Annotated in this window: 21 protein-coding genes; 14 read left to right on the top strand and 7 right to left on the bottom strand. The window is 69.1% G+C overall.

Annotation, left to right across the window (positions count from 1 at the left end; genetic code table 11):
* Positions 1–45: 45 nt before the first annotated feature.
* The gene (locus NB3_RS10105; protein ID WP_067800022.1) at positions 46–1035 is read right to left on the bottom strand and encodes an alpha/beta hydrolase; all 990 of its coding nucleotides are present in this window, start codon (positions 1033–1035) and stop codon (positions 46–48) included.
* 225 nt (positions 1036–1260) lie between these two features.
* Here NB3_RS10105 and rfbA point away from each other — a divergent pair, with 225 nt between their 5' ends.
* On the top strand, positions 1261–2133 hold the full coding sequence (gene rfbA, locus NB3_RS10110) for a glucose-1-phosphate thymidylyltransferase RfbA (protein ID WP_067800025.1): 873 nt from the start codon (positions 1261–1263) through the stop codon (positions 2131–2133).
* Positions 2134–2135: 2 nt separating this feature from the next.
* A complete protein-coding gene (locus tag NB3_RS10115) occupies positions 2136–2684 on the top strand; it encodes a dTDP-4-dehydrorhamnose 3,5-epimerase family protein (protein WP_067800032.1) in 549 nt (182 codons plus the stop codon).
* Between the two features lie 120 nt (positions 2685–2804).
* Here NB3_RS10115 and NB3_RS10120 read toward each other — a convergent pair whose 3' ends face one another.
* Positions 2805–4268, bottom strand: coding sequence for an MFS transporter (locus NB3_RS10120; protein WP_067800035.1), 1464 nt, complete (start codon positions 4266–4268; stop codon positions 2805–2807).
* Between the two features lie 85 nt (positions 4269–4353).
* Between NB3_RS10120 and NB3_RS10125 the strand changes: the two genes are divergently transcribed.
* The gene (locus NB3_RS10125) at positions 4354–4782 is read left to right on the top strand and encodes a MarR family winged helix-turn-helix transcriptional regulator (protein ID WP_067800037.1); all 429 of its coding nucleotides are present in this window, start codon (positions 4354–4356) and stop codon (positions 4780–4782) included.
* A gap of 22 nt (positions 4783–4804) precedes the next feature.
* On the opposite strand, the gene NB3_RS10130 is transcribed toward NB3_RS10125, so the two are convergent.
* Both NB3_RS10130 and NB3_RS10135 read right to left on the bottom strand, forming a co-directional pair.
* Positions 4805–5680 (bottom strand): helix-turn-helix domain-containing protein, encoded by an 876-nt coding sequence (locus tag NB3_RS10130; RefSeq protein WP_067800042.1) that lies wholly within the window; start codon positions 5678–5680, stop codon positions 4805–4807.
* 203 nt (positions 5681–5883) lie between these two features.
* A complete protein-coding gene (locus tag NB3_RS10135; RefSeq protein WP_067800421.1) occupies positions 5884–6462 on the bottom strand; it encodes a DUF4282 domain-containing protein in 579 nt (192 codons plus the stop codon).
* Positions 6463–6904: 442 nt separating this feature from the next.
* Between NB3_RS10135 and NB3_RS10140 the strand changes: the two genes are divergently transcribed.
* The 3 genes from NB3_RS10140 to NB3_RS10150 all read left to right on the top strand — a co-directional run bounded on the left by NB3_RS10140 (position 6905) and on the right by NB3_RS10150 (position 10661).
* Complete coding sequence (locus NB3_RS10140) at positions 6905–7423, top strand: hypothetical protein (protein ID WP_228827474.1); 519 nt, start codon at positions 6905–6907, stop codon at positions 7421–7423.
* 190 nt (positions 7424–7613) lie between these two features.
* On the top strand, positions 7614–9800 hold the full coding sequence (locus tag NB3_RS10145) for a molybdopterin-dependent oxidoreductase (RefSeq protein ID WP_067800045.1): 2187 nt from the start codon (positions 7614–7616) through the stop codon (positions 9798–9800).
* 228 nt (positions 9801–10028) lie between these two features.
* Positions 10029–10661: a pyridoxamine 5'-phosphate oxidase family protein gene (locus NB3_RS10150; RefSeq protein ID WP_067800047.1), complete on the top strand. Its 633-nt coding sequence runs from the start codon at positions 10029–10031 to the stop codon at positions 10659–10661.
* 438 nt (positions 10662–11099) lie between these two features.
* On the opposite strand, the gene NB3_RS10155 is transcribed toward NB3_RS10150, so the two are convergent.
* Positions 11100–11540 (bottom strand): MarR family winged helix-turn-helix transcriptional regulator, encoded by a 441-nt coding sequence (locus tag NB3_RS10155; protein WP_067800051.1) that lies wholly within the window; start codon positions 11538–11540, stop codon positions 11100–11102.
* An 87-nt stretch (positions 11541–11627) separates the two neighbouring features.
* Between NB3_RS10155 and NB3_RS10160 the strand changes: the two genes are divergently transcribed.
* Positions 11628–12038: a nuclear transport factor 2 family protein gene (locus NB3_RS10160; RefSeq protein WP_067800054.1), complete on the top strand. Its 411-nt coding sequence runs from the start codon at positions 11628–11630 to the stop codon at positions 12036–12038.
* Positions 12039–12276: 238 nt separating this feature from the next.
* On the opposite strand, the gene NB3_RS10165 is transcribed toward NB3_RS10160, so the two are convergent.
* Positions 12277–12732: a GtrA family protein gene (locus tag NB3_RS10165; protein ID WP_244891846.1), complete on the bottom strand. Its 456-nt coding sequence runs from the start codon at positions 12730–12732 to the stop codon at positions 12277–12279.
* 118 nt (positions 12733–12850) lie between these two features.
* Here NB3_RS10165 and dprE1 point away from each other — a divergent pair, with 118 nt between their 5' ends.
* The 5 genes from dprE1 to NB3_RS10190 all read left to right on the top strand — a co-directional run bounded on the left by dprE1 (position 12851) and on the right by NB3_RS10190 (position 22612).
* Positions 12851–14338, top strand: a complete 1488-nt coding sequence (gene dprE1, locus NB3_RS10170; protein WP_228827475.1) for a decaprenylphosphoryl-beta-D-ribose oxidase — start codon at positions 12851–12853, stop codon at positions 14336–14338.
* Positions 14335–15096 (top strand): decaprenylphospho-beta-D-erythro-pentofuranosid-2-ulose 2-reductase, encoded by a 762-nt coding sequence (dprE2, locus tag NB3_RS10175; RefSeq protein WP_067800057.1) that lies wholly within the window; start codon positions 14335–14337, stop codon positions 15094–15096. The genes dprE1 and dprE2 overlap by 4 nt, the downstream gene beginning before the upstream one ends.
* 140 nt (positions 15097–15236) lie before the next feature.
* Positions 15237–17258 carry a galactan 5-O-arabinofuranosyltransferase gene (locus NB3_RS10180; protein WP_371855893.1) on the top strand — a complete coding sequence of 674 codons (2022 nt, stop codon included), beginning with the start codon at positions 15237–15239 and terminating at the stop codon, positions 17256–17258.
* A gap of 222 nt (positions 17259–17480) precedes the next feature.
* Positions 17481–19253, top strand: coding sequence for a glycosyl transferase (locus tag NB3_RS10185; RefSeq protein ID WP_371855894.1), 1773 nt, complete (start codon positions 17481–17483; stop codon positions 19251–19253).
* 11 nt (positions 19254–19264) lie between these two features.
* Positions 19265–22612, top strand: a complete 3348-nt coding sequence (locus tag NB3_RS10190; RefSeq protein ID WP_067800063.1) for an arabinosyltransferase domain-containing protein — start codon at positions 19265–19267, stop codon at positions 22610–22612.
* A gap of 70 nt (positions 22613–22682) precedes the next feature.
* Here the strand turns inward: NB3_RS10190 and NB3_RS10195 are convergent, their stop codons facing one another.
* Entirely contained in the window at positions 22683–23615 is a 933-nt protein-coding gene (locus NB3_RS10195; RefSeq protein ID WP_067800066.1) for an NADP-dependent oxidoreductase, read from the bottom strand.
* Between the two features lie 99 nt (positions 23616–23714).
* Here NB3_RS10195 and NB3_RS10200 point away from each other — a divergent pair, with 99 nt between their 5' ends.
* Together NB3_RS10200 and NB3_RS35535 are read left to right on the top strand one after the other, a co-directional pair.
* Complete coding sequence (locus NB3_RS10200) at positions 23715–24116, top strand: winged helix-turn-helix transcriptional regulator (protein WP_067800068.1); 402 nt, start codon at positions 23715–23717, stop codon at positions 24114–24116.
* 85 nt (positions 24117–24201) lie between these two features.
* Positions 24202–24360, top strand: coding sequence for a hypothetical protein (locus NB3_RS35535; RefSeq protein WP_168434190.1), 159 nt, complete (start codon positions 24202–24204; stop codon positions 24358–24360).
* Positions 24361–24392 lie beyond the last annotated feature (32 nt).

A 24392-nucleotide genomic window follows, 5' to 3' on the forward strand; every position in this document is an offset into this window, starting at 1 on the left:
GTCCCGTCGGTCGCGGGGCGAGGCTCGCCTCGAAAGGCCGGACGGTCAAGCCGTCCGCGCCTGCTGGTCGTCCGCGATGCGGGCCCGCACGAACTGTGCGACCCGCGCCAGCGCCGCCCTGCTCTCCGGCAGGTTCGGCGCGATGCTCATGAAGGCGTGCACCTGGCCGCGCCACAGTTCCAGCGCGTTCGGCACGCCCGCCGCGGTGAGCCGCTGCGCCATCAATTCCGAGTCGAAGCGCAGCACCTCGTCCTCGGCGGCGACCAGCAGCACCGGCGGAAGCGCGGACAGCGCCGCGTTGACCGGCGACAGAATCGGATCGAGCGCCCCGTCGACCTCCGCGCCGATGCGCACCACGGCTTCCAGCGCCGACAGCGGGATGTACGGATCCCGCGCGACGTTGACGTAGTCCCGCTTCGCCCCGTAGTCCAGGTCCAGCAACGGGCTCAAGCCCACCAGCCCGGCCGGCGCGGGCAGCCCCGACTCCACGGCCAGCAGCGCGGTCGCGAAGGTGAGGTACCCGCCCGCGGAATCGCCCGCGAAGACGATCCGCGCCGGATCCGCGCCATGGCGCAGCAGCCAGCGGTAGGCCGCCAGGCAGTCCCGCACCGAGTCGCTGATCCGCGTGCGGGGCAACTGGCGGTACTCGACGTTGATCACCGGCAACCCGGTGCGGCGGGCCAGGCTCGCCGCGACCGGGCGGTGGCTGCGGGTGTTGCAGATCGCGAAGCCGCCGCCGTGCATATAGAGCACCGCACCGTGGCGCAGCGCACGCGACGCGCCGGCCGGGCGGATGATCTCCAAGCGCATGCGGTGCAGCGTGACCTGCTCCCGGTCGACGCCGTGCGGCTGGGGACGCAACCGCGCCAGTCCGTCCACGGTGGCCGCGCCGAGGGGAATGGTCGCCTTGGTGACCGGGAAGGTGCGCAGCACCGGCCGGACCACGCCCATACAGGTCGCCAGCAGCAAGCGCGATTGCGCGCTGGGGCCCCTGGGATTCATCACCACGCCGGGCTCGCCGTCTCTGGTCGCCATCGCGCACCTACCTCACAACTGGCGCGCCGAATCACGACCGGACCGTGCCCAGGCGAGGTGTCGGCGCTGACATCTCACGCAGTGTCTTTTCAGAACACCATGCGCATCGTGACCTACGCAACAGAATCGCCCCAACCCGCCCGCGGCGAAACGCCCGTAACCGAATCGAGGACTACTCGGAACCTCACCGAATCCCGGAGCCGCGAAACTGGCAGACTCCATGGCATGCGCGGAATCATTCTGGCGGGCGGCACCGGCTCCCGGTTGCACCCGATCACGCGCGGGGTGAGCAAGCAGCTGGTCCCGGTCTACGACAAACCCATGGTCTATTACCCCCTTTCCACGCTGATGCTCGCGGGGATCAGGGACATCCTGGTGATCACCACACCCGAGGACGCAGCGGCGTTCCAGCGCCTGCTCGGCGACGGCACGCAGTTCGGGCTGTCCCTCAGTTACGTGGTCCAGCCCGAGCCGGACGGCTTGGCCAGGGCCTTCGTCCTCGGCGCTGATCACATCGGCGCCGACTGCGCGGCGCTCGTGCTCGGCGACAACATCTTTCACGGCCCCGGTCTCGGCACCAGCCTCAATCGCTTCCACGGCATCGACGGCGGCGCGGTGTTCGCCTACTGGGTGTCCGACCCGACCGCCTACGGCGTGGTCGAGTTCACCGAGGGGCGTGCGGTGTCCATCGAGGAGAAGCCCAAAACGCCGCGGTCGAACTACGCCATCCCCGGCCTGTACTTCTACGACAACGACGTGGTGGAGATCGCCAAGTCGCTGCGTCCGTCCGCCCGTGGCGAGTACGAGATCACCGACATCAATCGCGCCTACCTGGAACAGGATCGCCTGAGCGTGGACGTACTCGCCCGTGGTACCGCCTGGCTGGACACCGGCACCTTCGATTCGCTGCTCGACGCCGCCAATTACGTGCGCACCATCGAGGAGCGGCAGGGCCTCAAGATCGGCGTCCCCGAGGAGGTGGCCTGGCGGATGGGCTTCATCGACGACGAGCAGCTGTGCGCGCTCGCCGAACCGCTGGTCCGCTCCGGTTACGGCCGCTACCTGCTGGATCTGCTCGAACGCGGACGGGACTGGTGAGCATGGAGTTCCGGGAACTCGCGGTGCCCGGCGCGTGGGTGGTCACGCCACGCCAGCACGGCGACGATCGCGGCATGTTTCTCGAGGGGTTCAAGGCCTCGGAGTTCGAGAAGGCCACCGGGCGGCCGTTCGACCTGCGGCAGGTCAACTGCTCGGTGTCGGCGGCCGGGGTGCTGCGCGGCATCCACTACACCGACGACCCGCCCGGGCAGGCGAAGTACGTGACCTGCGTGCGCGGCGCGTTCCTCGACGTGGTCGTCGACCTGCGCCCCGGCTCGCCGACCTACGGACGCTGGGACAGCGTGCTGCTCGACGACGTCGACCGGCGCTCGGTGTTCCTGTCCGAGGGGCTCGGTCACGCGATCCTCTCGCTGGAGGACGGCTCCACGGTCACCTACTTGTGCTCGCTGGAATATCAGCCGGAATTCGACCACGACATCGACGCGTTCGATCCCACGCTCGGTATCGAGTGGCCGCGGGTCGGGCGCGACGGCCGGGAACTCACGTTCATCCGCTCTGCGAAAGATTCTGTGGCCCCGCCCTTTTCGTGATCCGAAGAGGGCCGAACGTGCCGCTGGCGATGAGCCGCACAAGCACAGTTCGGCGCAGCCGTATGCGTCGAGCGCCGCCACCCGGTGCTGGGTGACGGCGCTCGGCGTTCACTGCTCCGGTCAGCCGACGAGTTGCAGTTCCTTCTCGTCCACCGCCCGCTGCTGACCGCGGAAGCGCGGCGCGAAGGCCAGCAGGGCGACGAGCGCACCGACGATGGAAACGCCCGCGGCGAACTCCAGACCGGGACGGTAGGTGTCGAGCATCCCGGCGGCCGAGATGTCGGCATGCGCGCCGGAGGAGATGATCGCCGTGGTCACCGCGAGCACGATGGCCGCGCCGACCTGCATGGATGTTTGCAGCACGCCGGCGGCGAGGCCCTGTTCCTCGTCATCGATGCCGTTGGTGGCCTGGATGTTGATGGCGGGGAAGCCGACCCAGCCGATGCCGATGAGCAAAACCGCGGGCAGCAGCATCGTCAGGTAGGAGGGCGCGGTGTCCAGCCGCAGGAAAAGCAGGTAGCCGACGGCCATCACGGTCATGGTCACACCGATCACCGGCCCCGTGCCGAAGCGATCGACGAGTCTGTCGGAGAAGAAGGCCGACAGCACGACCAGCAGACCGACCGGCAGCAGCGCCATGGCCAGCTTCAGCGGCGACCAGCCGAGCGTGTCCTGCAGGTACAGCGTCACGATGAACTGCCAGCTGAAGTAGGAACCCGCCACCGCGACGATCGCGAGACTGGCCCGCACCAGCGAGGACTTGCGCAGGATCCCGAGGCGCACCAGCGGGTAGCGCACTCGCTTCTCCACCGCGACGAACCCGGCGAACAGCGCGGCGACCGCGACGAACGAACCGATCGTGCGCACCGACGCCCAGCCTGCTTCCGGCGCGGCGACCACGGTGTAGACCAGCAGCAACATGGCCGCGGTCGACAGCAGCGCGCCGAGCAGGTCGTGTCCGCCTTCCTCGGCGGGCTTGTCCTTGGGCACCAGCACGAAGGCCGCGGCCAGCGCGGCGAGCGCGATCGGCACCGGCAGCAAGAACGTCCAGCGCCAGCCCACACCGGTCATCAGACCGCCGAACAGCAGGCCCATCGAGTAGCCGCCCGCGCCGAACACCGTGTAGATGGACAGCGCCTTGTTGCGGGCAGGGCCCTCGGCGAAGTTGGTGGTGATGATGGACAGGCCGGTCGGCGCGGTGAACGCGGCGGCGAGGCCCTTGACGAAGCGGGTGAGGATCAGCAGCGGGCCCGAGCTGACCAGACCGCCGGCCAGCGAGGCGACCGCGAAGACCGCGAGCGCGATCAGGAAGACCTTGCGCCGCCCGAGCAGGTCGGCGGTGCGGCCGCCGAGCAGCAGCAGACCGCCGTAGCCGAGGACATAGCCGCTGACCAGCCATTGCAGGGTCGAGGTAGACAGATCGAGTTCCGTGCCGATGGACGGCAGCGCGACACCGATCATCGAGACGTCGAGGCCGTCGAGGAACAACACGATGCACAGCGTGATCAGCATGCCCCAGAGCCGGGCTGACCATCTGGCCGGATCGCTCGCCTGAGCGGCCGAGAGCGTTGCTGGTGAAGTCATGCGGGGAACATTACATGCGCGTGCATTAAATGCCAACACATTTAATGCAGTTGCATGAAGTTGCCCTGACCACTAAGATGGGGCCATGTCGAAGCCGACCACCGTGAGCACAGCCCGGCGCGCGCCCGCGCAGGCCGGGCTGGTTGGAGAGTGGCGCGAGCTGCTCGACCGGCACGCCGCGGTGAGTTGTGCGCTCGAGAAGGCGCTCCAGAACGGTCACCACATCGGCCTCAGCGAGTTCGAGACGCTGGACCGGCTGGTCGACGCCAACTGCGGCGACTACCGGATGAGCGACCTCGCCAACGACATCTATCTCAGCCAGAGCGCGCTGTCGCGGGCCGTGGCACGGCTGGAGCGCGACGGCCTGGTCCGGCGCACCATGTGCGAACAAGACCGCCGCGCCGTGTTCGTCTGCCTCACCGAGAAGGGCCGCGAGGTCTACGAGCAGGCCCTGCCTACCCACCGCGCGGTCCTGAGCGACACCTGGGCGCTGCCGGGGCCGCCGAAGTGCTGATCAGCGCGGATGCGATGTTCGGTCAGAGCGCCTTGCGCGCGTCCTCGATGCGTTCGCGAGCGTCGACCGCAACCGATTCGATGCTCGCGAAAGCCGCTCGGAACCGCGCGATCTCCTGCTTCTTGTCCAGGTAGACCGGCCCGGTGAACATCTCCAGGTAGACCACCGGCGGTTCCGGCCGCTCCCCTGAGCCCGGCTCGGCGAACTCCAGCAGCACGAAACGGCCCGACGCCATGCCGTCGTGATAGCCGCAATCCGCGGGCACCAGCCGGATCCGGACGTTCGGCAGCTGCGCCACGTGCAGCAGATGGTCGAGTTGCTCGGCGGTCACCGCCGGGTCGCCGATGCGTCGTCGCAGCACCGCCTCGTCGATCAGCGCCTCCAGTCGCAGCGGCGCGTCGGCACGGGTGATCAGCGCCTGCCTGGCCTGGCGTAAGCGCACCCTGCGATCGATCTCGTCCTGGGACAGCTCCGGATGCGCCGCCGTACACACCGCGCGGGTGTAACCCTCGGTTTGCAGCAGGCCGGGGACGAGTTCGTTCTCGTAGGTGGACACCCGGGTGGCCGCTTCTTCCAGCCCGATGTAGACGTCGAAGCCCTCGGGGATCACGTCGCCGTATGCGGTCCACCAGCCCTTGGCCTTGGTGTCGCGCGCCAGCGCGCGCAGCGGTTCGAGCAGGTCGAGCGGCGCGCCGTAGACCTTGCACATCGCCTCGACATCGAGACCGCGCAGCGAGGTCTGACCGGTCTCGATCCGCCAGATCTTCGCCTCCGACCACTCCAACTGCTGGGCGGCCACCCGCGTCGTCATCCCGGCCCGGTTGCGCAGATCGCGCAACTGCCTGCCGAGTTGCCGTCGCGGCATGGTCGATCCGGTCGTTCCCTGCGGTAAAGCCATGCTTCCCCCCTGTTCGCCGTACACCGCCGCGCCGGGAACCGTGCTCGGTCGGCCGGCGCGGCACGCCCTCGGACACCCGGGGTGGATGCCGGGTATCCGAACAGCATTGTTCACAGTGAAACTCACAGCGGTCACGGCGCGTGTCTCAGCCAGGCCGGTGACTCCTCCGAGTCAAACCACTTCCGCCCGTCGCGATTTCCGCTCTACCTGCGCTGGTTCCGCTTGCGGAAGCGCCAGAACTGCACCGCCCGTACATCTTCGGACAGTTGGTTGACCGGCTCGGCCACGTCCGACAGCGCCTGGAACAAGTCGTCGGCCAGTTCGCTGATGTGCTCCACCCGTGTCGCCAGGCGCGAGGCGTTCACCAGGAACTCGAGCATCAGGCGGACGGCGGCGGCGATGGTGAGCCCGAGCGGCACGCCGAGCAGCGCGGCGAGCACACCCAGCACCGCGGAGACCCGCCATGCCGAGACCGTCAGCGTGATGGGCACGGTGAAGGCGAACACCAGTCCCAGGATGTAGGCCAGCGGCAGGAGGGTGCGGGTGGCCGGACGGTGGAACTGCACGTCGAGCAGGGCGCGCGCGGCCGCGGCGCTCCACTGCGCGAACGCGCGCGGGCTGTCGAACGGCTCGGCGGGTTGCTCTTCGTCGGGAGTGGGCCCGGAGAACCGCCTGGTCGCCGACTCTTTCCACGCGATCCAGCGCGACTCGGCCTCGTAGTCGTCGGCGTCCGCGGGCGCACGGTCCGCAGGCGCGCCGGGTCCGTTGGATTCGTCACTCATGTCGTGTTCGCCTCCGGGGCCGAGGTTGGTGTCGCACGTGTCCTGTGTCATACCGGCTGCCGGGGCCGATGCGCATGCCGGATCCCGCTGGGCCAGCCATGCGCCCTGAGCGGTTACGCACGCTGCCATTTCCAGGCTTGACGCTCATGCCGAGAATCCTCCCTGCCGGGGGTACGGGGATCCAACCGGAAATCACCCGCTGCCGGTATGTTTTCGCACCCGCAACACCCAGTACGCCCATCCACAGCGATCTCACAGCTCCGGCGCAGCGCGCGGCCAGCCCCGCGGCCGAAAGTAGCTGCGTGGCAACCCTGGCGAGCCACCTCGGGATGCCCGGCGGCACACGAACGAACCTCTCGGAAATGAGACGTAGGCGACACTCCGGAAATTCTTTCGGAGAACCCGTAACGCCCACGGCGTCCCCCGCCGATACGACCCATGAATGCAGGACCCAGAGATCTACCGGGGAATGGAGAAGACAGTGCGCACCACGTTTCCGACTTCCGTCACGGCGGCCGAGCTGACCGCCGCTGCGCAGGACTACAACCAGCGCGGGTGGACGGTCGCCGAAACGGCCAACGGTCTGAGCCTGATCACCGACGACGACCTGTCCGGCATCGAGGTCACCGGCGAACTGGCCGGTGAGGTCCGCCGCTTCCTGCGGGCGAACAACCTGTCCGGCGCGGTGATCGAGTTCCCTGGCACGGAGCGGCGTGAGATCCACCTGGTCACCGGTGTCCGCAAGGCCGCGATGGCGCTCGAGGCGCTGCGCGAGGCCGGAGCCACCGTGTACACCGACGGCGCGGGCATCCCGCTGCCGCCCACCCATCTGTCGGCCGGTTCGGCCTGCTGGGGCGTCGCCCCCGCCGAGGCCCGCTGGGTGCCGCCGGTCGTCGCGATCGCCGCTGCCGTGCGCGCCGCCACCAGCTCGCGCCGCGCCAAGCTGACCATCGCCTGCTGAGCGACGCGCCCCCTGATCGAGTTCACCTGCTGATCGCGGGCCGGGGCCGCGCTACCCGGCCTGTTTGCGACCGGTATCCGTCCCGGCGCTCCGGATCCCCACCCCGGAGCGCCACCGGGTGCCGCTCGTTCGGCGTTGCCGATATCAAGCGTTCTCTTTTCAGTTCCGCCGCCGAACGCCAAGATGGGGTATGGCCCCGATCACGCAATCGCGCAATCTGCTGCGGACCTGCCCGCTCTGTGAGGCGGTCTGCGGCCTGGAAATCACCATGGACCCGGACGACCACGTGACTTCGGTCCGCGGCGACCGCAGCGACCCCTTCAGCAAGGGCTTCATCTGCCCGAAGGGAGCCAGCTTCGGCCATCTCGACGAGGACCGGGACCGGGTGACCGAGCCGCTCATCCGTGATCGCGCCACCGGCGCCTGGCGCACCGCGACCTGGGACGAAGCCTTCGATTACATCGCCGAGCGTTTTCCCGCCGTCGTGGCGCGGCACGGCGCCCAGTCGGCCGCGGCCTACCTGGGCAATCCCAACGCGCACACCGTGGCGGGCACGCTGTATGTGCCTGCGCTGCTACGCGCGCTCGGCACCAAGAACATCTACTCCGCGAGCACCGCCGACCAGATGCCCAAGCAGGTGGCCAGTGGGCTGATGTTCGGTGATCCGCTCACCGTGCCGGTGCCCGACCTCGACCGCACCGACTACCTGCTGATGCTGGGAGCCAACCCGCTGGAATCAAACGGCTCGCTGTGCACCGCACCGGATTTCCCGGGCAGGCTGAAAGCGCTGCGCGGCCGCGGCGGCCGTTTCGTCGTGGTCGATCCGCGGGTGACCCGCACGGCGAAACTCGCCGACGAGCACCTGTTCATCCGGCCCGGCAGCGATGCGTATCTGCTGTTCGGCATCGTGCACACGCTTTTCGCCGAGCAGTTGACCGATCTGCGCGTCGAGGTCACCGGCCTGGACGAATTGCGCACGGCCGCCGCCGCCTTCGACCCAGGCACGGTCTCGGCCCGCACCGGAGTGCCCGCGTCCACGATCGTGCGGCTCGCCCGCGAACTCGCGGCGGCGCCGACCGCGGCGGTGTACGCCCGCATCGGCACGTGCACGGCCGAATTCGGCACGATCACGCAGTGGCTCGTCGACGCCATCAACGCCCTGACCGGCAACCTGGACTCCCCCGGCGGCGCGATGTTCGCCACCGCCGCGGCCGGCGGCATCACGCGCACCAAGCCGTTCCGCCCCGGGCGCTGGACCAGCCGCGTGCGCGGGCTGCCCGAGGCGATGGGCGAGCTGCCCGTCGCCACGCTCGCCGACGAGATCACCACGCCGGGCGAAGGGCAGATCCGCGCCTTGGTGACGGTCGCGGGCAATCCGGTGCTGTCCGCGCCGAGCGGCGCACGCCTGGACGAAGCGTTCGCGCAGCTCGACTTCATGGTCAGCGTGGACCGGTACGTGAACGAGACCACCAAGCACGCCGACGTGATCCTGCCTCCGCCGCGTCCCACCCAGTCCCCGCACTACGATTTCGCGCTGCTGCAATTCGCCGTGCGCAACTACACGCGCTACTCGCGTCCGCTGGTGCCGCTGGGCGACCGGCCCTCCGAGCCCGCCGTCCTCGCTCGTCTCGCCGCCGCGCTGACCGGCAGGCCGCACGACGGCTCCGACGGGATCGACCCGCTCACCGCCGTGGACGAGCTCGTCATCGCGGGCATGCTGCACAAGGCCGGGATCCCCGAGCGGCGCGGCGATCTGATCGGTGAGAACAGCACCGAGCAACGCATCGATCTGATGCTGCGTCTCGGGCCATACGGCGAATGGAACGGCGGCACGCTCAATTTGCAGGTGCTGCTGGACAACCCGCACGGCATAGATCTCGGCCCGTTGCAGCCGCGGCTGCCGGGCGTATTGCGTACCGCGAGCGGACGGGTGGATCTGGCCCCGCAGCCGCTGCTGGACGACGTGGAGCGGATGCGGGCGCGGCTGTCGGACGCGGCGCCGGAGATCGTGCTGATCGGCCGGCGGCAGCTGCGGTCGAACAACAGCTGGATGCACAACATCGCGACGCTGGTGAGCGGATCGAATCGATGCACGCTGCACATCAATCCGGCCGATGTGGCGCGCCTGGGGCTCGGCGACCACGCGGTGGTGAAATCGGCGGCGGGAACGCTGACGGTCCCACTGGAGCCGACCGAGGCCATCATGCCCGGCGTGGTGAGTCTGCCGCACGGGTGGGGTCACGGCGACAGCGCGCAGACCGTGGCGCGCACGCACGCGGGCGTCAACGCCAATGTGCTCACCGATGATTCGGTGGTCGACGTCCCCTCCGGCAACGCCGTGTTCAACGGTGTTCCGGTGACGCTGGCTCCGGCCTGATCGCTGACGAATCCCGCAAATCCCGACCGGCCGGACATTATTCCGGCCGGTCGGCTTTTAGCTAACCGTGGGAAATGCTTGCGCCGCAGCCGAATCGGAGGCATCCTCGACGGGGATTTCGACGTTTCGCCGGGCGGTTCTCATCTAAACTGAACGCGATCTCGATACGACCGCGGTTCAACGTCGAGCCTGGTGGAATCCGCATTTCGGCGACCAGAGGGGGCGGCGATGCCCGGTGGACACAACGGCAGCGATGGCGAGCGTGAGCTGCAGGAACGGTACGGAACACAGGATCGAGCGGAACGCTTCTACGACGACCAAGTGCTCGATCGACTCAATCCGGCGATGATCGACTTCATCGGCCGGATGGATATGGCGTTCATCGCCACAGCGGACAAACGCGGCGAATGCGACGCGAGTTTCCGCGCCGGACCAGCCGGTTTTCTCCATGTGATAGACGACCGTACGATCGCCTATCCGGAATATCGTGGCAACGGCGTCATGGCCAGTCTCGGCAATATCCTGGAAAACCCGCACGTCGGGATCCTGCTCATCGATTTCGTGCGCGACCTCATCGGACTGCACATCAACGGCTCGGCCCGCATGGTCTCCGACCCGGCGCTTCGGGCCAGCGTGCCCGACCTGCCGGTGAACCACAAGGGCCGCATCGCCGAACACTGGGTGGTGGTCGATGTGGAAGAGGCGTACATCCACTGCCGCAAGCACATTCCCCACCTGGTCCCCGCCACGCGCGAACAACGGGAATGGGGCACCGACAACGTCCGCGCCAAGGGCGGCGACTACTTCGCGGCCAAAGCGGAGAAGAACGAGCTCGCCGACACGGTGATCAGCGGGCACTGAAGGGCGGCCGCGTCGCCGTTGCGTCTGGGCTTGACCCCTTGCGGCACCGCCGAATCGCATCGTGCCCGCCAACTGGATCGGAAACGGCTTCTCGCAGGGGCGGTCGGCAGGGTGATAGACGCAAAGTCTCGACTCCCTCGCGGCGCGGAGCGCTGGGCCCAGAAAGGGCGGGCGCGTCGCGACGCCGTCGTGTCCAGGCCGGTCCCGTTGCGGCACCACCAATCGCATCGTGTGCGCCAGTTGGACGCCGATCGGAAGCGGCTCCTCGCAGGGATGGTCGGCCGGGCGATAGACGCGGAGTCTCGACTCGCTCGCGGCGCGGAGCGCTGGGCCCCGAAGGGCGGCACCGAACTCGCGACCCCGCGTCATCCGCGACGCGCGTGCGGTTGCGGCACGTGCTCATCGCACGCCCGGCCGGGGCGTCGAGCCGGCTTCCGCTCATCCCCGCTGATGGTGGGCGAGCAAGCGAGCGAGCAGCCGGGTCAGGTCTTCCCTGTCCTCGGCCGAGAGCGGGCCGAGTAGGTCGTCCTGCGCCTTGTCGAGCGCTCGGTCGATGCGCCGCAGTTGCCGGTCGCCCGCTTCGGTGAGGGTCACGATATTGCGCCTTCGGTCGTCCGGGTCGGGCGTCCGCTCGACGAAACCCTGCCCGGCGAGTTCGTTGATCGCCGCCACTACATCGCTTCGGTCCATATTGCACCGGCGACCGAGGTCGGCCTGACTGGCTGCCCCGAACTCGTCCAGCGCGGCCAGGATGCGGAAGTGATATCCACGCGCACCCACCTCACCGAAGCAATCCGACGCCAGCCGGTGGGCGTACACGGCCAACTGGGTGAGCAGCCAACTCGGCTTCGCGGTCAGGCGTGCGGGTGTGTTCTCCACGACAGCCACGATACATCGTTGGCACAGCCAACCAACCGGCCTATAGTTGGCTTCGCCAATATTGGCTGAGCCAACGAAAGGGCCGTCATGTCCACGGATACCGCGATCGCCGACCGTATCGAGATCGCCGACCTGTTCACCCGCTTCGCACGCCTGCTCGACGAGAGGCGTTATGCGGACGCCGCCACCATCTACACCGACGATGTGGAGGTCAACTCGCCGCGCGTCCGAGTTCGCGGCATCGACAAGGTCGTCGACTACATGCGACAGGCCGAGGTCGAGGGCGAACGCACCCAGCACACGACCACCGATCTCCTGGTGACCCTCGACGGCGACCGCGCCGCGGCCTCGGCGAACTCGCTGGTCTACTACTACCGCGACGGACAACCGCCGCACCTGACAAGCGGCCTGCGCCTGACCGCCACCACCGTACGCACACCGGCGGGCTGGCGACTGCGCGAAATCCGGATCACCCTCGCCTGGACCCGCAAAGAGTGATCACCCTCCCCGTGATCCGGGCGACCGATCCCGCCCACGAGTGGCACACCATGGAGACCCCTTCTCGAAAGACGCCGCAGCCGTGTGCCACTCGACGCATTGATTCGTCGCGGTGAAATTCGGCGGCCGGTCGCAAGTCACGGTCAGCGTGGTCGGGCTTCCCGCGGGGTCACCCCGGAATCGCGCCTCGAAGGCGGAGCCGAAGGGTGACGAGCGGTTAGCCCGGCCCGCCGACCGCTCAGCGGAGCTTGAAGATCACCAAGCGCTGGACGATGAAGTTGATGACGGTCGCGGTGCCCTGGGCGACGATGAAGGCGAGCGGCTGGCGCCACCACTCGTCGGCCAGGGCGAAGTACAGCAGGTTGTTGATGCCGACCTGCACCGCGAAGGTCACCGCGTACAGCGCGACCACCGCGAGGAAGCGGGCGCGGCTCGGCGGGGCCTGGAAGGTCCAGCGGCGGTTGATCAGGTAGGCCGTTGTGGTGCCCGCCACGAAACCGATCGACTTGGCGACACCGACCGGGAGGCCGACCAGGTTGAGCAGCAGGCTGTAGAGCCCGTAGTCGACGACGGCCGAGAACCCGCCGGTGAGGGTGAACCGGATGATCTGCGTCTTGAGGTCGACCTCGGTGCCGCCCGGCTCGTCGACCAGGGGCAACTCGGCCGGAAGCGGCAGGTGTGGTTCGGCTTGCACGCCGACGAGCGTAGCGTCGAACGCGGCATCACCGGGATCCGGTGCTGAACCGACACGTACGTCACTACCCATGGGTAGAGCGACCCCGCTCCCATCTGGCGTCATACCTGTAGCCTCTATGCCGATGTCCACGAAAGCTCCGACCGCCACCAAGACAACCGGGAACGACGAAGGCGCCGGCGTCGCGAACGACGGCCCGGCCGCGGGCACCGCGTTCACGCTTCCGACGCGCACCCGTACGTTGACCGGGTGGGGTCGCACCGCACCCACCTCCTCCGAAGTGCTCTCGACCAGCGATCCCGAACTGATCGCCAAGGCAGTCGCCATGGTCGCCGAGGACAACGACGGCAAGCCCGCCCACCTGCGGCGCGGCGTGATCGCCCGCGGCCTCGGCCGCTCCTACGGCGATCACGCGCAGAACGCGGGCGGCCTGGTCGTCGACATGACCGCGCTGAACAACATCCACCGGATCGATCGCGACACCCGCATCGTCGACGTGGACGGCGGCGTCAGCCTGGATCAGCTCATGAAGGCCGCGCTGCCGTTCGGCCTCTGGGTCCCGGTGCTGCCCGGCACCCGCCAGGTGACCATCGGTGGCGCGATCGCCTCCGACATCCACGGCAAGAACCATCACAGCGAGGGCAGCTTCGGCAACCACGTGCGCTCGATCGATCTGCTCACCGCCGACGGGCAGGTGCAGCACATCACGCCGAAGCGCAACGCCAAGCTGTTCTGGGCGACCGTCGGCGGCAACGGGCTCACCGGCATCATCCTGCGCGCGACCATCGAGATGGTGCCGACGGAGACGGCCTACTTCCTCAACGACGGCGTGAAGACCACGACCCTCGACGAGACCATCGCCGCGCACAGCGACGGCAGCGAGGCGAACTACACCTACTCGAGCGCCTGGTTCGACGTCATCAGCCCGCTGCCCAAGCTGGGCAGGGCCACCATCACGCGGGGCAGGCTGGCGAAGCTGGACGAGCTGCCCAAGCGGCTGCGCAACAAGCCGCTGAAGTTCGACGCGCCGCAGCTGATGACCGTCCCGGACATCTTCCCGAACTGGACGATGAACAAGCTGACGCTGATGTCCATCGGCGAGGCCTACTACCGGATGGGCGGCAACTACACCGGCAAGGTGCAGAACCTGACGCAGTTCTATCACCCGCTGGACATGATCGCGGAGTGGAACCGCGGCTACGGCTCCAACGGCTTCCTCCAGTACCAGTTCGTGGTGCCGACCGAGGCGGTCGAGGAGTTCAAGCGGATCATCATCGACATCCAGGCGTCCGGGCACTACTCGGCGCTGAACGTGTTCAAACTGTTCGGCCCCGGCAACCAGGCGCCGCTGAGTTTCCCGATGCCGGGCTGGAACATCTGCGTCGACTTCCCGATCAAGCCCGGTCTCAACGAGCTGGTCGGCGAGCTGGACCGGCGGGTGCTGGAATTCGGCGGGCGGCTGTACACCGCGAAGGACTCGCGGACCACCGCGGAGACCTTCCACAAGATGTATCCCCGGATCGACGAGTGGATCAAGGTCCGCCGTAGCGTCGACCCCACAGGCGTTTTCATGTCCGATATGGCGAGAAGGCTGGAGCTGCAGTGATCAATGCCGTTGGCAACCCGCAGTCGATTCTGCTGTTGGGTGGCACCTCGGAGATCGGCTTGGCAATCTGCGCGGAGTACCTGAAGAAGGGACCCGCGCGCATCACCCTCGCGGCGCTGCCCGGCGATCCGCTGCGGGAGGGCGCGGTCGCCCAGATGAAGGCCGCGGGCGCGAGCCAGGTCGACGTCATCGACTTCGACGCGCTCGACACCGAAAGCCACGCGAAGGTGATCGACGCGGCATGGGACGCGGGCGACGTGGACGTGGCGATCGTCGCCTTCGCCCTCGACGGCGATCCCGAAGAGCTGTGGCAGAACCAGGCCAAGGCCGTGCGGGTGGCGCAGATCAACTACACCGCGTCCGTCTCCGTCGGCGTGCTGGTCGGCGAGAAGATGAAGGCGCAGGGCTTCGGGCGGATCATCGTCATGTCCTCCGTCGCCGGTGAGCGGGTGCGCCGCTCGAACTTCGTGTACGGGTCGACCAAGGCCGGTCTGGACGGCTTCTACCTCGGTCTCGGCGAAGCGCTGCGTCCGCACGGCCCGCGTGTGCTGGTGATCCGGCCCGGCATGGTGCGCACGAAGTTCTCCTCGCACGTCAAAGAGGCTCCGCTCACCGTCGACAAGGAAGACGTGGCCGCGCTGGCCGTCGCGGCGTCGCAGCGGGGGAAGGAACTGGTCTGGGCGCCGGGAACCTTCCGCTACGTGATGATGGTGCTGCGGCACATCCCGCGCTCGATCTTCCGCCGACTGCCGATCTGATCGGCGACCGAGCTCGGACGACGTGCCCGCGTGATCGCTGATCGCGCGGGCACCTATCGTCTGACGGAGTGACCCTGTGAACCGGGAGGCGCCATGCGAGTAATCCAGTGCGACGAGCGCGGAGCGGTCCGTTGAGCACGGTGACCGCGGCGGACGAAGCGCCGCCGCGTCCGGTCGATCCGGCTCCGGCGCCGGGGCGCGGGTCGCTCGTGGCGCGGCAGATCGCCTCCGCCGTCGGCGAGGCCGCGCTCGCGGCGGTGGTCGCCGCCGTGGTGGCCGTCGTCGGGCTCGTCGCTTTCTCGCTGGTGCAGTGGCCCGCGTTCAACTCGTCGAACGTGACGCGGGCGCTGACCACGGTCGGACAGGTCGGCGCGGCGGTCGTGCTCGCGGTCGCGATCGCGCTGCTGCGGCTGCGCAAGTGGCCTTCGATCGCGAAACTGCTTTCCTGGGCCGGGCTTTCGACGTTCGTCACGTTCACGCTCGGCATGCCGCTTGCGGCGACGAAGCTGTATCTGTTCGGCGTCTCGGTGGATCAGGAGTTCCGCACCGAGTTCCTCACCCGGCTCACCGATTCCGCGGCGCTGCGCGATATGACGTACGCCGATCTGCCGTCGTTCTATCCCGCGGGCTGGTTCTGGATCGGCGGGCGGGTGGCGAATCTGCTCGGGATGGACGGCTGGGAAGTGTTCAAGCCGTACGCGATCACGTTCCTCGCCGTGGCCGCGGTGGTCGCGCTGGTGTTGTGGTCGAAATTGATCCGCGCGGACTGGGCGGTGGGCGTCGCGGCGGCGAGCACCGCGGTCACTCTGGCCTACGCCGCGCCGGAGGCCTACAGCGCCGTCATCGTGCTGCTGCTGCCGCCCGCGCTGGTGCTCGCCTGGGGGGCACTGCACCGGCCCGCGGTGCGCTCGGCGGAGGACGCCGAGCGCACGGCCGGTGGTTGGGGCGCGGTCGTGGGCACCGGACTGTTCCTCGGCTGGGCGGCCACCTTCTACACCCTCTACTTCCTCGTGGCCGCCTTCGCGGTGGCGCTGATGGGGCTGGTGGCGGTCTTCCTCGCGGTGCGGGCACAGCGCGCCGCCGACCGGCCGCGCCGTGCCCGCCCCGCGACGGACTCGACCCGTCCCGTCTGGCGCGCGGCCCTGCCGCCGTTGGTGCGGCTCGTGGTGATCGCGGTGATCGCCGGGTTGGTCGCGCTCGTCGTGTGGGCGCCGTACCTGGCGAAGGCGCTGCGCGGCACTACCGCGAGCTCCGGAACCGCCCTGCACTACCTGCCGGAGGCGGGAGCGGAACTGCCCCTGCCGATGTTCCAGTTCTCCCTGCTGGGGGCGCTGTGCCTGCTCGGCACGATCTGGCTGGTGCTGCGCGGCGCGTCGTCGCGCAGGGCGCAGGCGCTCGGCATCGGGGTGGCGGCGATCTACCTGTGGACGCTGCTGTCGATGGCCGCGACCGCCGCGGGCACCACGTTGCTGTCGTTCCGCCTGGAGCCGGTGCTGCTGGTGCTGCTGTCGGTCGCGGGCGCGTTCGGGTTCGTGGAGGGCGCGCGGGCGATCTACCAGGCGTTGAACGAGCCGGCCCGGTTCCGGCTCGTGGCGATCGTCGTCGCGGCGATCGGCGCGCTGGCCTTCGCCCAGGACATTCCGCACGTGCTGACGCCGGAGATCACCACCGCGTACACGGACACCGACGGCGACGGGAATCGCGCCGACCAGCGGAATCCCTCGGCCGTGTCGCGATACGCCGAAGTGGATCGGGCACTCACCGCGCAGACCGGACGCCCACGCTCGGACACGGTGGTGCTCACCGCCGACACCAGCTTCCTTTCCTTCTATCCCTATCTCGGCTTCCAGGCGCTCACCTCGCATTACGCCAACCCGCTCGCCGACTTCGCGGGCCGGGCGGCGACCATCGAGCGCTGGAGCAAGGTGAAGACGCCGCAGGAACTGCTCGACGCCTTGGCGACCAGCCCGTGGCGCGCGCCCGACGCGTTCCTGTTCCGCAACAGCGGCGACACCTACACCTTGCGGCTGGCCAAGGATGTCTATCCGAACGATCCGAACGTGGCGCGGTATTCGGTGAGCTTCCCCAAGGAACTGTTCGCCGACCCGCGGTTCACCACCACGGATATCGGGCCGTTCACGCTGGTCACCGTCCACCGCTGACATCGCGACGGTTGAACTCGCGCGCAGTGGTTACCCCTTTCGTTTGTCGGTCCACGCGCGGCGTGGTTGCTACGGAGGGCGCTGTCGAGGAGTGATGCCAGGGTGACACAGGCACAGGACGCCGAGACCGGCCTACCAGCGGGATCGGCGACGGTCGCGACGGAGAAGGCGACAGCGGCCGGAGTGCTCACCCGTCCGGCGCGTACCCGGCGGCCGACCGCGATGCGGGTCGCGGACCTTGCTGTCGGCGCCGGTTACCTGGCGCTGGCCGCGACCGTGCTGTCGGGCCAATGGCGTAATACCGGCAGCGGGTACCTGATCAAGAGCGGTCAGGACCAGACCATGTGGGAGTGGTTCTTCGCGGTCACGGCGCACTCGGTGGCCGCCGTGCACAACCCGCTCGGCACGGATCTGCAGAATTTCCCGGCCGGGGTGAACATGATGGCCAACACGGCCATGTTCGGCGTCGGCGTGCCGCTGACGCCGGTCACCTTGCTCTTCGGGCCGACCGTCACGTTCGTGCTCGTGCTCACCCTCGGCTTGGCCGGGACGGCGTTCGCCTGGTACCGCTTGTTCGCCCGCGAGCTGGTCCGGTCCAGAACCTCGGCGGTGATCGGCGGGCTGTTCTGCGGTTTCGCCCCCGGAATGATCTCGCACGCCAACGCGCATCCGAACTTCGTGGTGCTGTTGTTGCTTCCGATCATCGCGGGCAGGCTGATCCGGATGGCGCGGCGGGCGGCCACGGCGGAACCGGCACGGCCGCGCGGGCGGATTCGGGACGCCGTCGTGCTCGGTCTTCTGGTCGCGACGCAGATCGCTCTCGGCGAGGAACCGCTGTTGATCTTCGCTCTCGCGTTCGGCCTGTTCGCGATCGTCTACTACCTGCATGCTCCGCGCACCGGGCTGCGCGTGACGCGCACCATCGCTCCCACCCTCGTGCTGGCCGCGGTGATCACGCTGGCGCTGGCCGAGATTCCGCTGTGGTGGCAGTTCTTCGGCCCGCAGAGCTATCGCTCGATCGACCACGGCCCGATGGGCAACGATCTCGCGGCGCTGGTGCAGTTCCCGTCCGAATCGCTCGGCGGCGTGTTCGCTCCCGGCGCGAACGTGGCGATCAACCCGACCGAGCAGAACGCGTACTTCGGTTGGCCGCTGCTGCTTCTGGTCGTGTTCACGGTGGGACTGCTGTGGCGCGACCGCGTGGTGCGGGCCGCGGGCGTCGTGATCGCGGTGTTCGGCCTGCTGTCGCTGGGTGCGGTCGCCACCATCGGCAAACGGCCGACCGGCGTGGAACTGCCCTGGCGCTGGGCCGAATATGTTCCGCTGTTGAACACGGTGCTGGAGAGCAGGCTGAGCATGGCCGCTGTCCCGGCCATCGCGGTGGTGCTCGCGCTGGCCACCGACCGCGCCGTGGGCGCTTGGACGCGATCGGCGGCGGACTGGAAGCCGCTGGGCTGGTTCACCGCGGTGACCTGCGCGCTGCTGCCGCTGATCCCGACCATCCTGCCGGTGGTCGAGCGGCCGCCGACACCCGACTTCTTCGCCGACGGCGCCGTCCGCCGCTACGTCGGCGACGGCTCGGTGGTCATGGTGCCCCCACCGCGGCCGCCCGACGCGCGGGCGCTGCGCTGGCAGGCCGAAGCCGGTTTCACCTTCCCGCTGGCGGGCGGCTATTTCGTCGGCCCGACCGGCGCCACCAAGAAGGGGATCTACGGTCCGGAGGCCCGTCCGACCACCGCGCTGCTGGTCGGGGCGCAGGACACCGGGGTGGTGCCGCCGATCGACGCGGGTGTGCGCACCCGCGCGCTGGAGGATCTGCGGTTCTGGCAAGCCGACGTCTTGGTGCTGCCCGCGGCGAAGAACGGGGATGTGTTGCGGGAAACCGTGACCCAGCTGCTCGGATTCACGCCGACGCGGGTGGAGGACGTCTGGCTGTGGGACGTTCATACGCTGCGCTCGTCGGGGGCAGTCGGCATCACACCGGGCGGTAGCTAGCATCAACCACCGTGCGACCGGACCGATCTACTCGAGCGTTCACCCGTATCCGCTTGATCGCCCTCCTCTCCGGGCTTCTCGGATTCCTGCTGGCCTTGCTGACCCCGGTGCTGCCGGTGCGGCAGGACCGGGCGAGCCTGGACTGGCCCGAGTCCGGCGCGGCGAGCGTGGCGGCGCCGCTGGTGTCCTACGAGCCGCTGCGGTTTCACGCGACGCTGCCCTGCGCGCTGACGGGTGAGCTGGGATCGGGCGGCACGCTGCTGTCCACCGTCCCGGTGGCCTCCGGCCAGGCGGCGACCAAGGGTCTGGTGGTCTCGGTCGCCGACGGCGTCCTCTCGGTGGTGCTGCGCGACATCCCGCTGTTGTCGGCGCCGCTGGCCGAGGTCGGTTCCTGCACCGGGATCGACATCGAATCGACCGCCACCGCGACCACCGCCGAACTCACCGGCGTGACCCGGCAGGACGGCACGCCGTTCCGGTCCACGGTCGGGCGGGACATCCGGCCGCAGCTGGTGGGCGTGTTCACCGATCTGAAGGCCGATCGGCTCGCCGGGGCGCAGGCGCACGCGGACATCGACTCGCGTTTCTCCTCCACGCCGACACCGCTGAAGCTGGCCGCCATGATCGCCGCCGCCGTGTTCACGCTGATCGCACTCGTCGCACTGCATCTGCTGGACACCGCCGACGGGCGCAGGGCGCGCCGGTTCCTGCCCGCGCACTGGTGGCGGGTCACCTCCGCGGACGGCGTGGTGCTCGGCACGCTCGCGCTGTGGCACGTCATCGGGGCGAACACCTCCGACGACGGCTACATCTTGAACATGGCGCGCGTCTCCGGGCACGCGGGCTACATGGCGAACTACTACCGCTGGTTCGCGGTGCCGGAGGCGCCGTTCGGCTGGTCCTACGAGGTGCTGGCCTGGATGTCGCGGATCTCCGACGCCAGCCTGTGGATGCGGCTGCCCACCTTGCTGGCGGGCGTGATCTGCTGGCTGGTGATCAGCCGGGAGGTGCTGCCGCGCCTGGGCGCGCGGGTGCGGCGCAACAAGGTGGCACTGTGGACGGCGGGGCTGGTGTTCCTCGCGTTCTGGCTGCCCTACGACAACGGCTTGCGCCCCGAACCGCTGATCGCGGCGGGCGCGCTGCTCACGTGGTGCTCGATCGAACGCGCCATCGCGACCGGGCGGCTGCTGCCCGCGGCGGTGGCCGTGCTGATCGCCGCCTTCTCGCTCGCGGCGGGCCCCACCGGCCTGATCTGCATCGCGGCGCTGATCGCGGGCTCGCGGCCGGTGCTGCTGATCATCATCAAGCGGGCCCGCGGCGCCGTCCCGGCCCGGACCGGGCCCGACGCCGACGCGGCCGCCGCCGGTTCCGCCGAAGCCGCGGCCGCCGTGAACGCCCCAGCGCGGGCGCGCGAGTCGTCCCGGGCGGGCGCGGTGTTCCGCTTCGCCGCGCTGATCGCCCCTGGCCTCGCCGCCGGCACGCTGGTGCTGGTGGTGATCTTCGCCGACCAGACTCTGGCGACGGTGCTGGAAGCGACTCGGGTGCGCACGATCGTGGGGCCGAATGTCGCCTGGTTCGACGAGCGCACCCGCTGGGACTCGCTGCTCATGCTCTCGCCGGACGGTTCGCTCGCGCGGCGGTTCGGCGTGCTGGTGATGCTGTTGTGCCTGCTCGTGTGCGTGCTGCAAGTACTGCGCAAGGGCCGCATCCCCGGCACCTCGCGCGGCCCATCGGTGCGCATTCTCGGCATCGTGTTCGCGTCGCTGTTCCTGATGATGTTCACCCCCACCAAGTGGACGCACCACTTCGGCGTCTACGCCGGACTGGCCGGATCGCTGGCCGCCCTCGCCGCGGTCGCGGTGGGCACCACCGGGATTCGCTCGCCGCGCAATCGCGCGCTGTTCGCGGCTGCGGTGCTGTTCCTGCTCGCCGTGACCTTCACCGGCCCGAACGGCTGGTGGTACGTGTCCAGTTACGGTGTCCCGTGGTGGGACAAGGCGCCGCTGATCGCGGGCAAGGGGCTGTCCACGCTGTTCCTCGGCCTCAGCGGCCTCGCGCTGCTGGTCGCCATCTGGCAGCACTACCGGGAGCCGTACCGGCGTGAGACCGGCGGCGCGCCGAGGCGATTCGACCGCTGGGCCTCGGCTCCGCTGACCGTGGCCGCCGCGCTGCTGGTGATCTTCGAAGTCGCCTCGCTCGCCAAGGCGGCGGCCACGCAGTACCCCGCGTACTCGATCACCAAGTCGAACGTGCAATCGGTCGGCGGGAACTCGTGCGCGCTGGCGAACGAGGTGCTCGTCGAGACCGACACCGCCGATTCGCTGCTGCAACCCTTCACCGGATCGCCCGCGGACGGATTGTCCGCGCAGAACAAGGGATTCACCCCGAACGGGGTGGCGCGCGACCTCACCGCCGACGCGGAGGAGACGGTCACCGGCGGCGCGAACTCGGTGGAGAAGGATTCGGAGAACAAGACCACCAACACCACCGGAGCGGGCACCGGAGGCGGCACCACCGAGCAGGCGGGCGTCAACGGCAGCACCGTCGCGCTGCCGTTCGGCCTCGACCCGGCGAAGACCCCGGTGCTGGGCAGCTACCAAGAGGGCGAGCAGCAGCAAGCCAAGCTGACCACCCAGTGGTACCGCCTCGACCTCACCGACAGCATGCGCGAGGACCCCGCCTACCAGGTGCTCGCGATCACCGCGGCGGGCCGCATCCGCTCGGTGGACGCCGACGGTGTGCTCACCTACGGACAGGAACTGCACTTGGAGTACGGCGTGCGCGGCGCGGACGGCGAGGTGCGCACGCTCGGCTCGATCGATCCGCTTGACATCGGCCCCGCGCCGTCCTGGCGCAACCTGCGAGTGCCGTTGGACCGGCTGCCCGCCGAAGTGAACGCCGTGCGGCTGGTGGCGATCGACAACGACATCACGCCCAAGCAGTGGCTGGCCGTCACCCCGCCCCGGCTGCCCAAGCTGGCCACGCTGAATTCCGTGGTCGGGTCGCAGGCTCCGGTGCTGCTGGACTGGCATGTCGGCCTGGCCTTCCCGTGCCAGCGGCCGTTCGACCACAAGGACGGCGTCGCCGAGATCCCGCAGTGGCGCATCCTGCCCGACCGGGTCGGTTCCGACGCCTCCAACGCCTGGCAGGACGACATCGGCGGTGGCCCACTCGGCTGGACCGGCCTACTGCTGAAATCCCAAACCGTCCCCACCTACCTCGACCGCGACTGGGCCCGCGACTGGGGCTCCCTCGAACGCTTCACCCCCTACGCCCCCAACGCCACCTCCGCCCCCATCCACATCACCACCCAAACCCGCACCGGCCTCTCCACCGACGACCCCATCCGCATCCGCTGAACCGCGAGTGGCACATGGTGGAGAGCGCTTCTCGCGATTCGCCACAGCATGTGCCACTCGCGGAGGGGTGTCAGGGGGTGAGGACGAGTCGGCCGCGGAGGCCGCCGAGGGCGAGGCGTTTCTGGGCTTCCGGGGCGGCGGTGAGGGGGTGGGTTTCCGCGACGCGGAGGGTCAGGTTGCCTGCGTCGACTTGGGTGACGAGGTAGTCGAGTTGGGCTCGGTCGGCGCGGATCAGGACCGTGTGGACGGTCGTGCCGCGCAAGGGGATCGGGGTGTTCGGAGGACTGACGCATGCGAAGCGGCCGCCGCCGCGTACCGCGGCGAGTGCCGCCGGGCCGATGGCGGCCGCGTCCAGGGCGGCGTCGACGCCGCCAGGGACGATGGCGCGCACGGCGTCCGGCAGGGATGCCTGGCGCGGAACGAAATCGGTGGCGCCCAGGGCACGCACCGCGTCCTCGTCGGCGGGCGTGGCCGACGCGATCACCCGGACTCCGCGCGCCGCCGCCAGTTCGACCGCGAAGCCGCCGACCGCGCCCGCCGCGCCGGTCACCAGCAGTGTGTCGGTGGACGCGAGATCCAGCGCGTCGAGGGCCTGGAGCGCGGTGAGACCGTTGAGCGGGATGGTGGCCGCTTGCACCGGCGACACCGAAACCGGGGCGGGCGCGACATTCCCCGCCTCCAGCACCACGTAGTCGGCCTGCGCGCCGAGCGAGACGTCGAGCCGGTCGCTGATTCCGATCACCGCTTGCCCCACCGTGAACTCCGTGACGCCGTCGCCGATCGCGTCGACCGTGCCCGCCACGTCCCAGCCGACGCCCCACTGGTCGCGTGGCGCGGCGAAGGGCGTGCCGCCCACACCCGCCCGCACCATCAGATCCACGGGATTCACCGTCGCCGCCGCGACCGCGATGCGAACCGAGCCGGGGCCCGGTTGCGGCGTCGGCACATCCACGATCTCCACCACGGCTTCCGGTCCCGGTCGGCGGACTACCACTGCACGCATGATGTTCCTTTCTCTCTGCTGCCGACCAACCTAGGAATAGCTACTATCTGTTGGGTAGTAGTTACCCGAAAGTGCGTTAGAGGCAGCGAGGTGCTCCCGATGGCGACGAAGACCGCGGCGCAGCGCCGTGAGCTGGCCAAACAGCGGTACGACGCGTATATCGCCGAGTGCCCCACCCGGCAACTGCTGGACCGGATCAGCGACAAATGGGTGAGCCTCGTCTTGGCCGCGCTCGCCGAGGGGCCGCTCCGCTACGGCGAACTGAACCGGATCATCGCGGGCGTGAGCCCCAAGATGCTCACCCAGACGCTGCGCGGACTGGAACGCGACGGGCTGGTGGAGCGACGGATCACCGCGGAAGTGCCGGTCCGCGTCGACTACGAGCTCACCCCGCTGGGGCACAGCCTCCAGCCGGTCATGAGCGCGGTGAAAGCCTGGGCCGAGACCCGCATGGACGACGTCATCGCCGCGCGGGCGCGCTATGACAGCAGCTTGCAGTAAACCGGTTGTCCGGTCTGAAAATGTGCTCCCACCTGTGGCTACGCATCGCAGGACGAATCGGGCCGGTGGCCTTAATCTGATTGCCATGACAACGGCATTCGATGAAATGGATCTGCGCGATCTTGTCGGACTGCTCAGCGAAGAGGAACAACGGGAGCTGCGACCAGCGGTGCTGCGCGTGCTCGGCCGCCTCCCTTCGCAAGAGGTGCTCCGGCGCGAGCTCGGCCTTCGGCTGAAGGTCTGAGCGCCCGGCATCGCACCGGAACATACTCGGCA

Origin of the sequence: Nocardia beijingensis NBRC 16342 (assembly GCF_001612785.1) — a bacterium.
Classification (GTDB): domain Bacteria; phylum Actinomycetota; class Actinomycetes; order Mycobacteriales; family Mycobacteriaceae; genus Nocardia; species Nocardia beijingensis.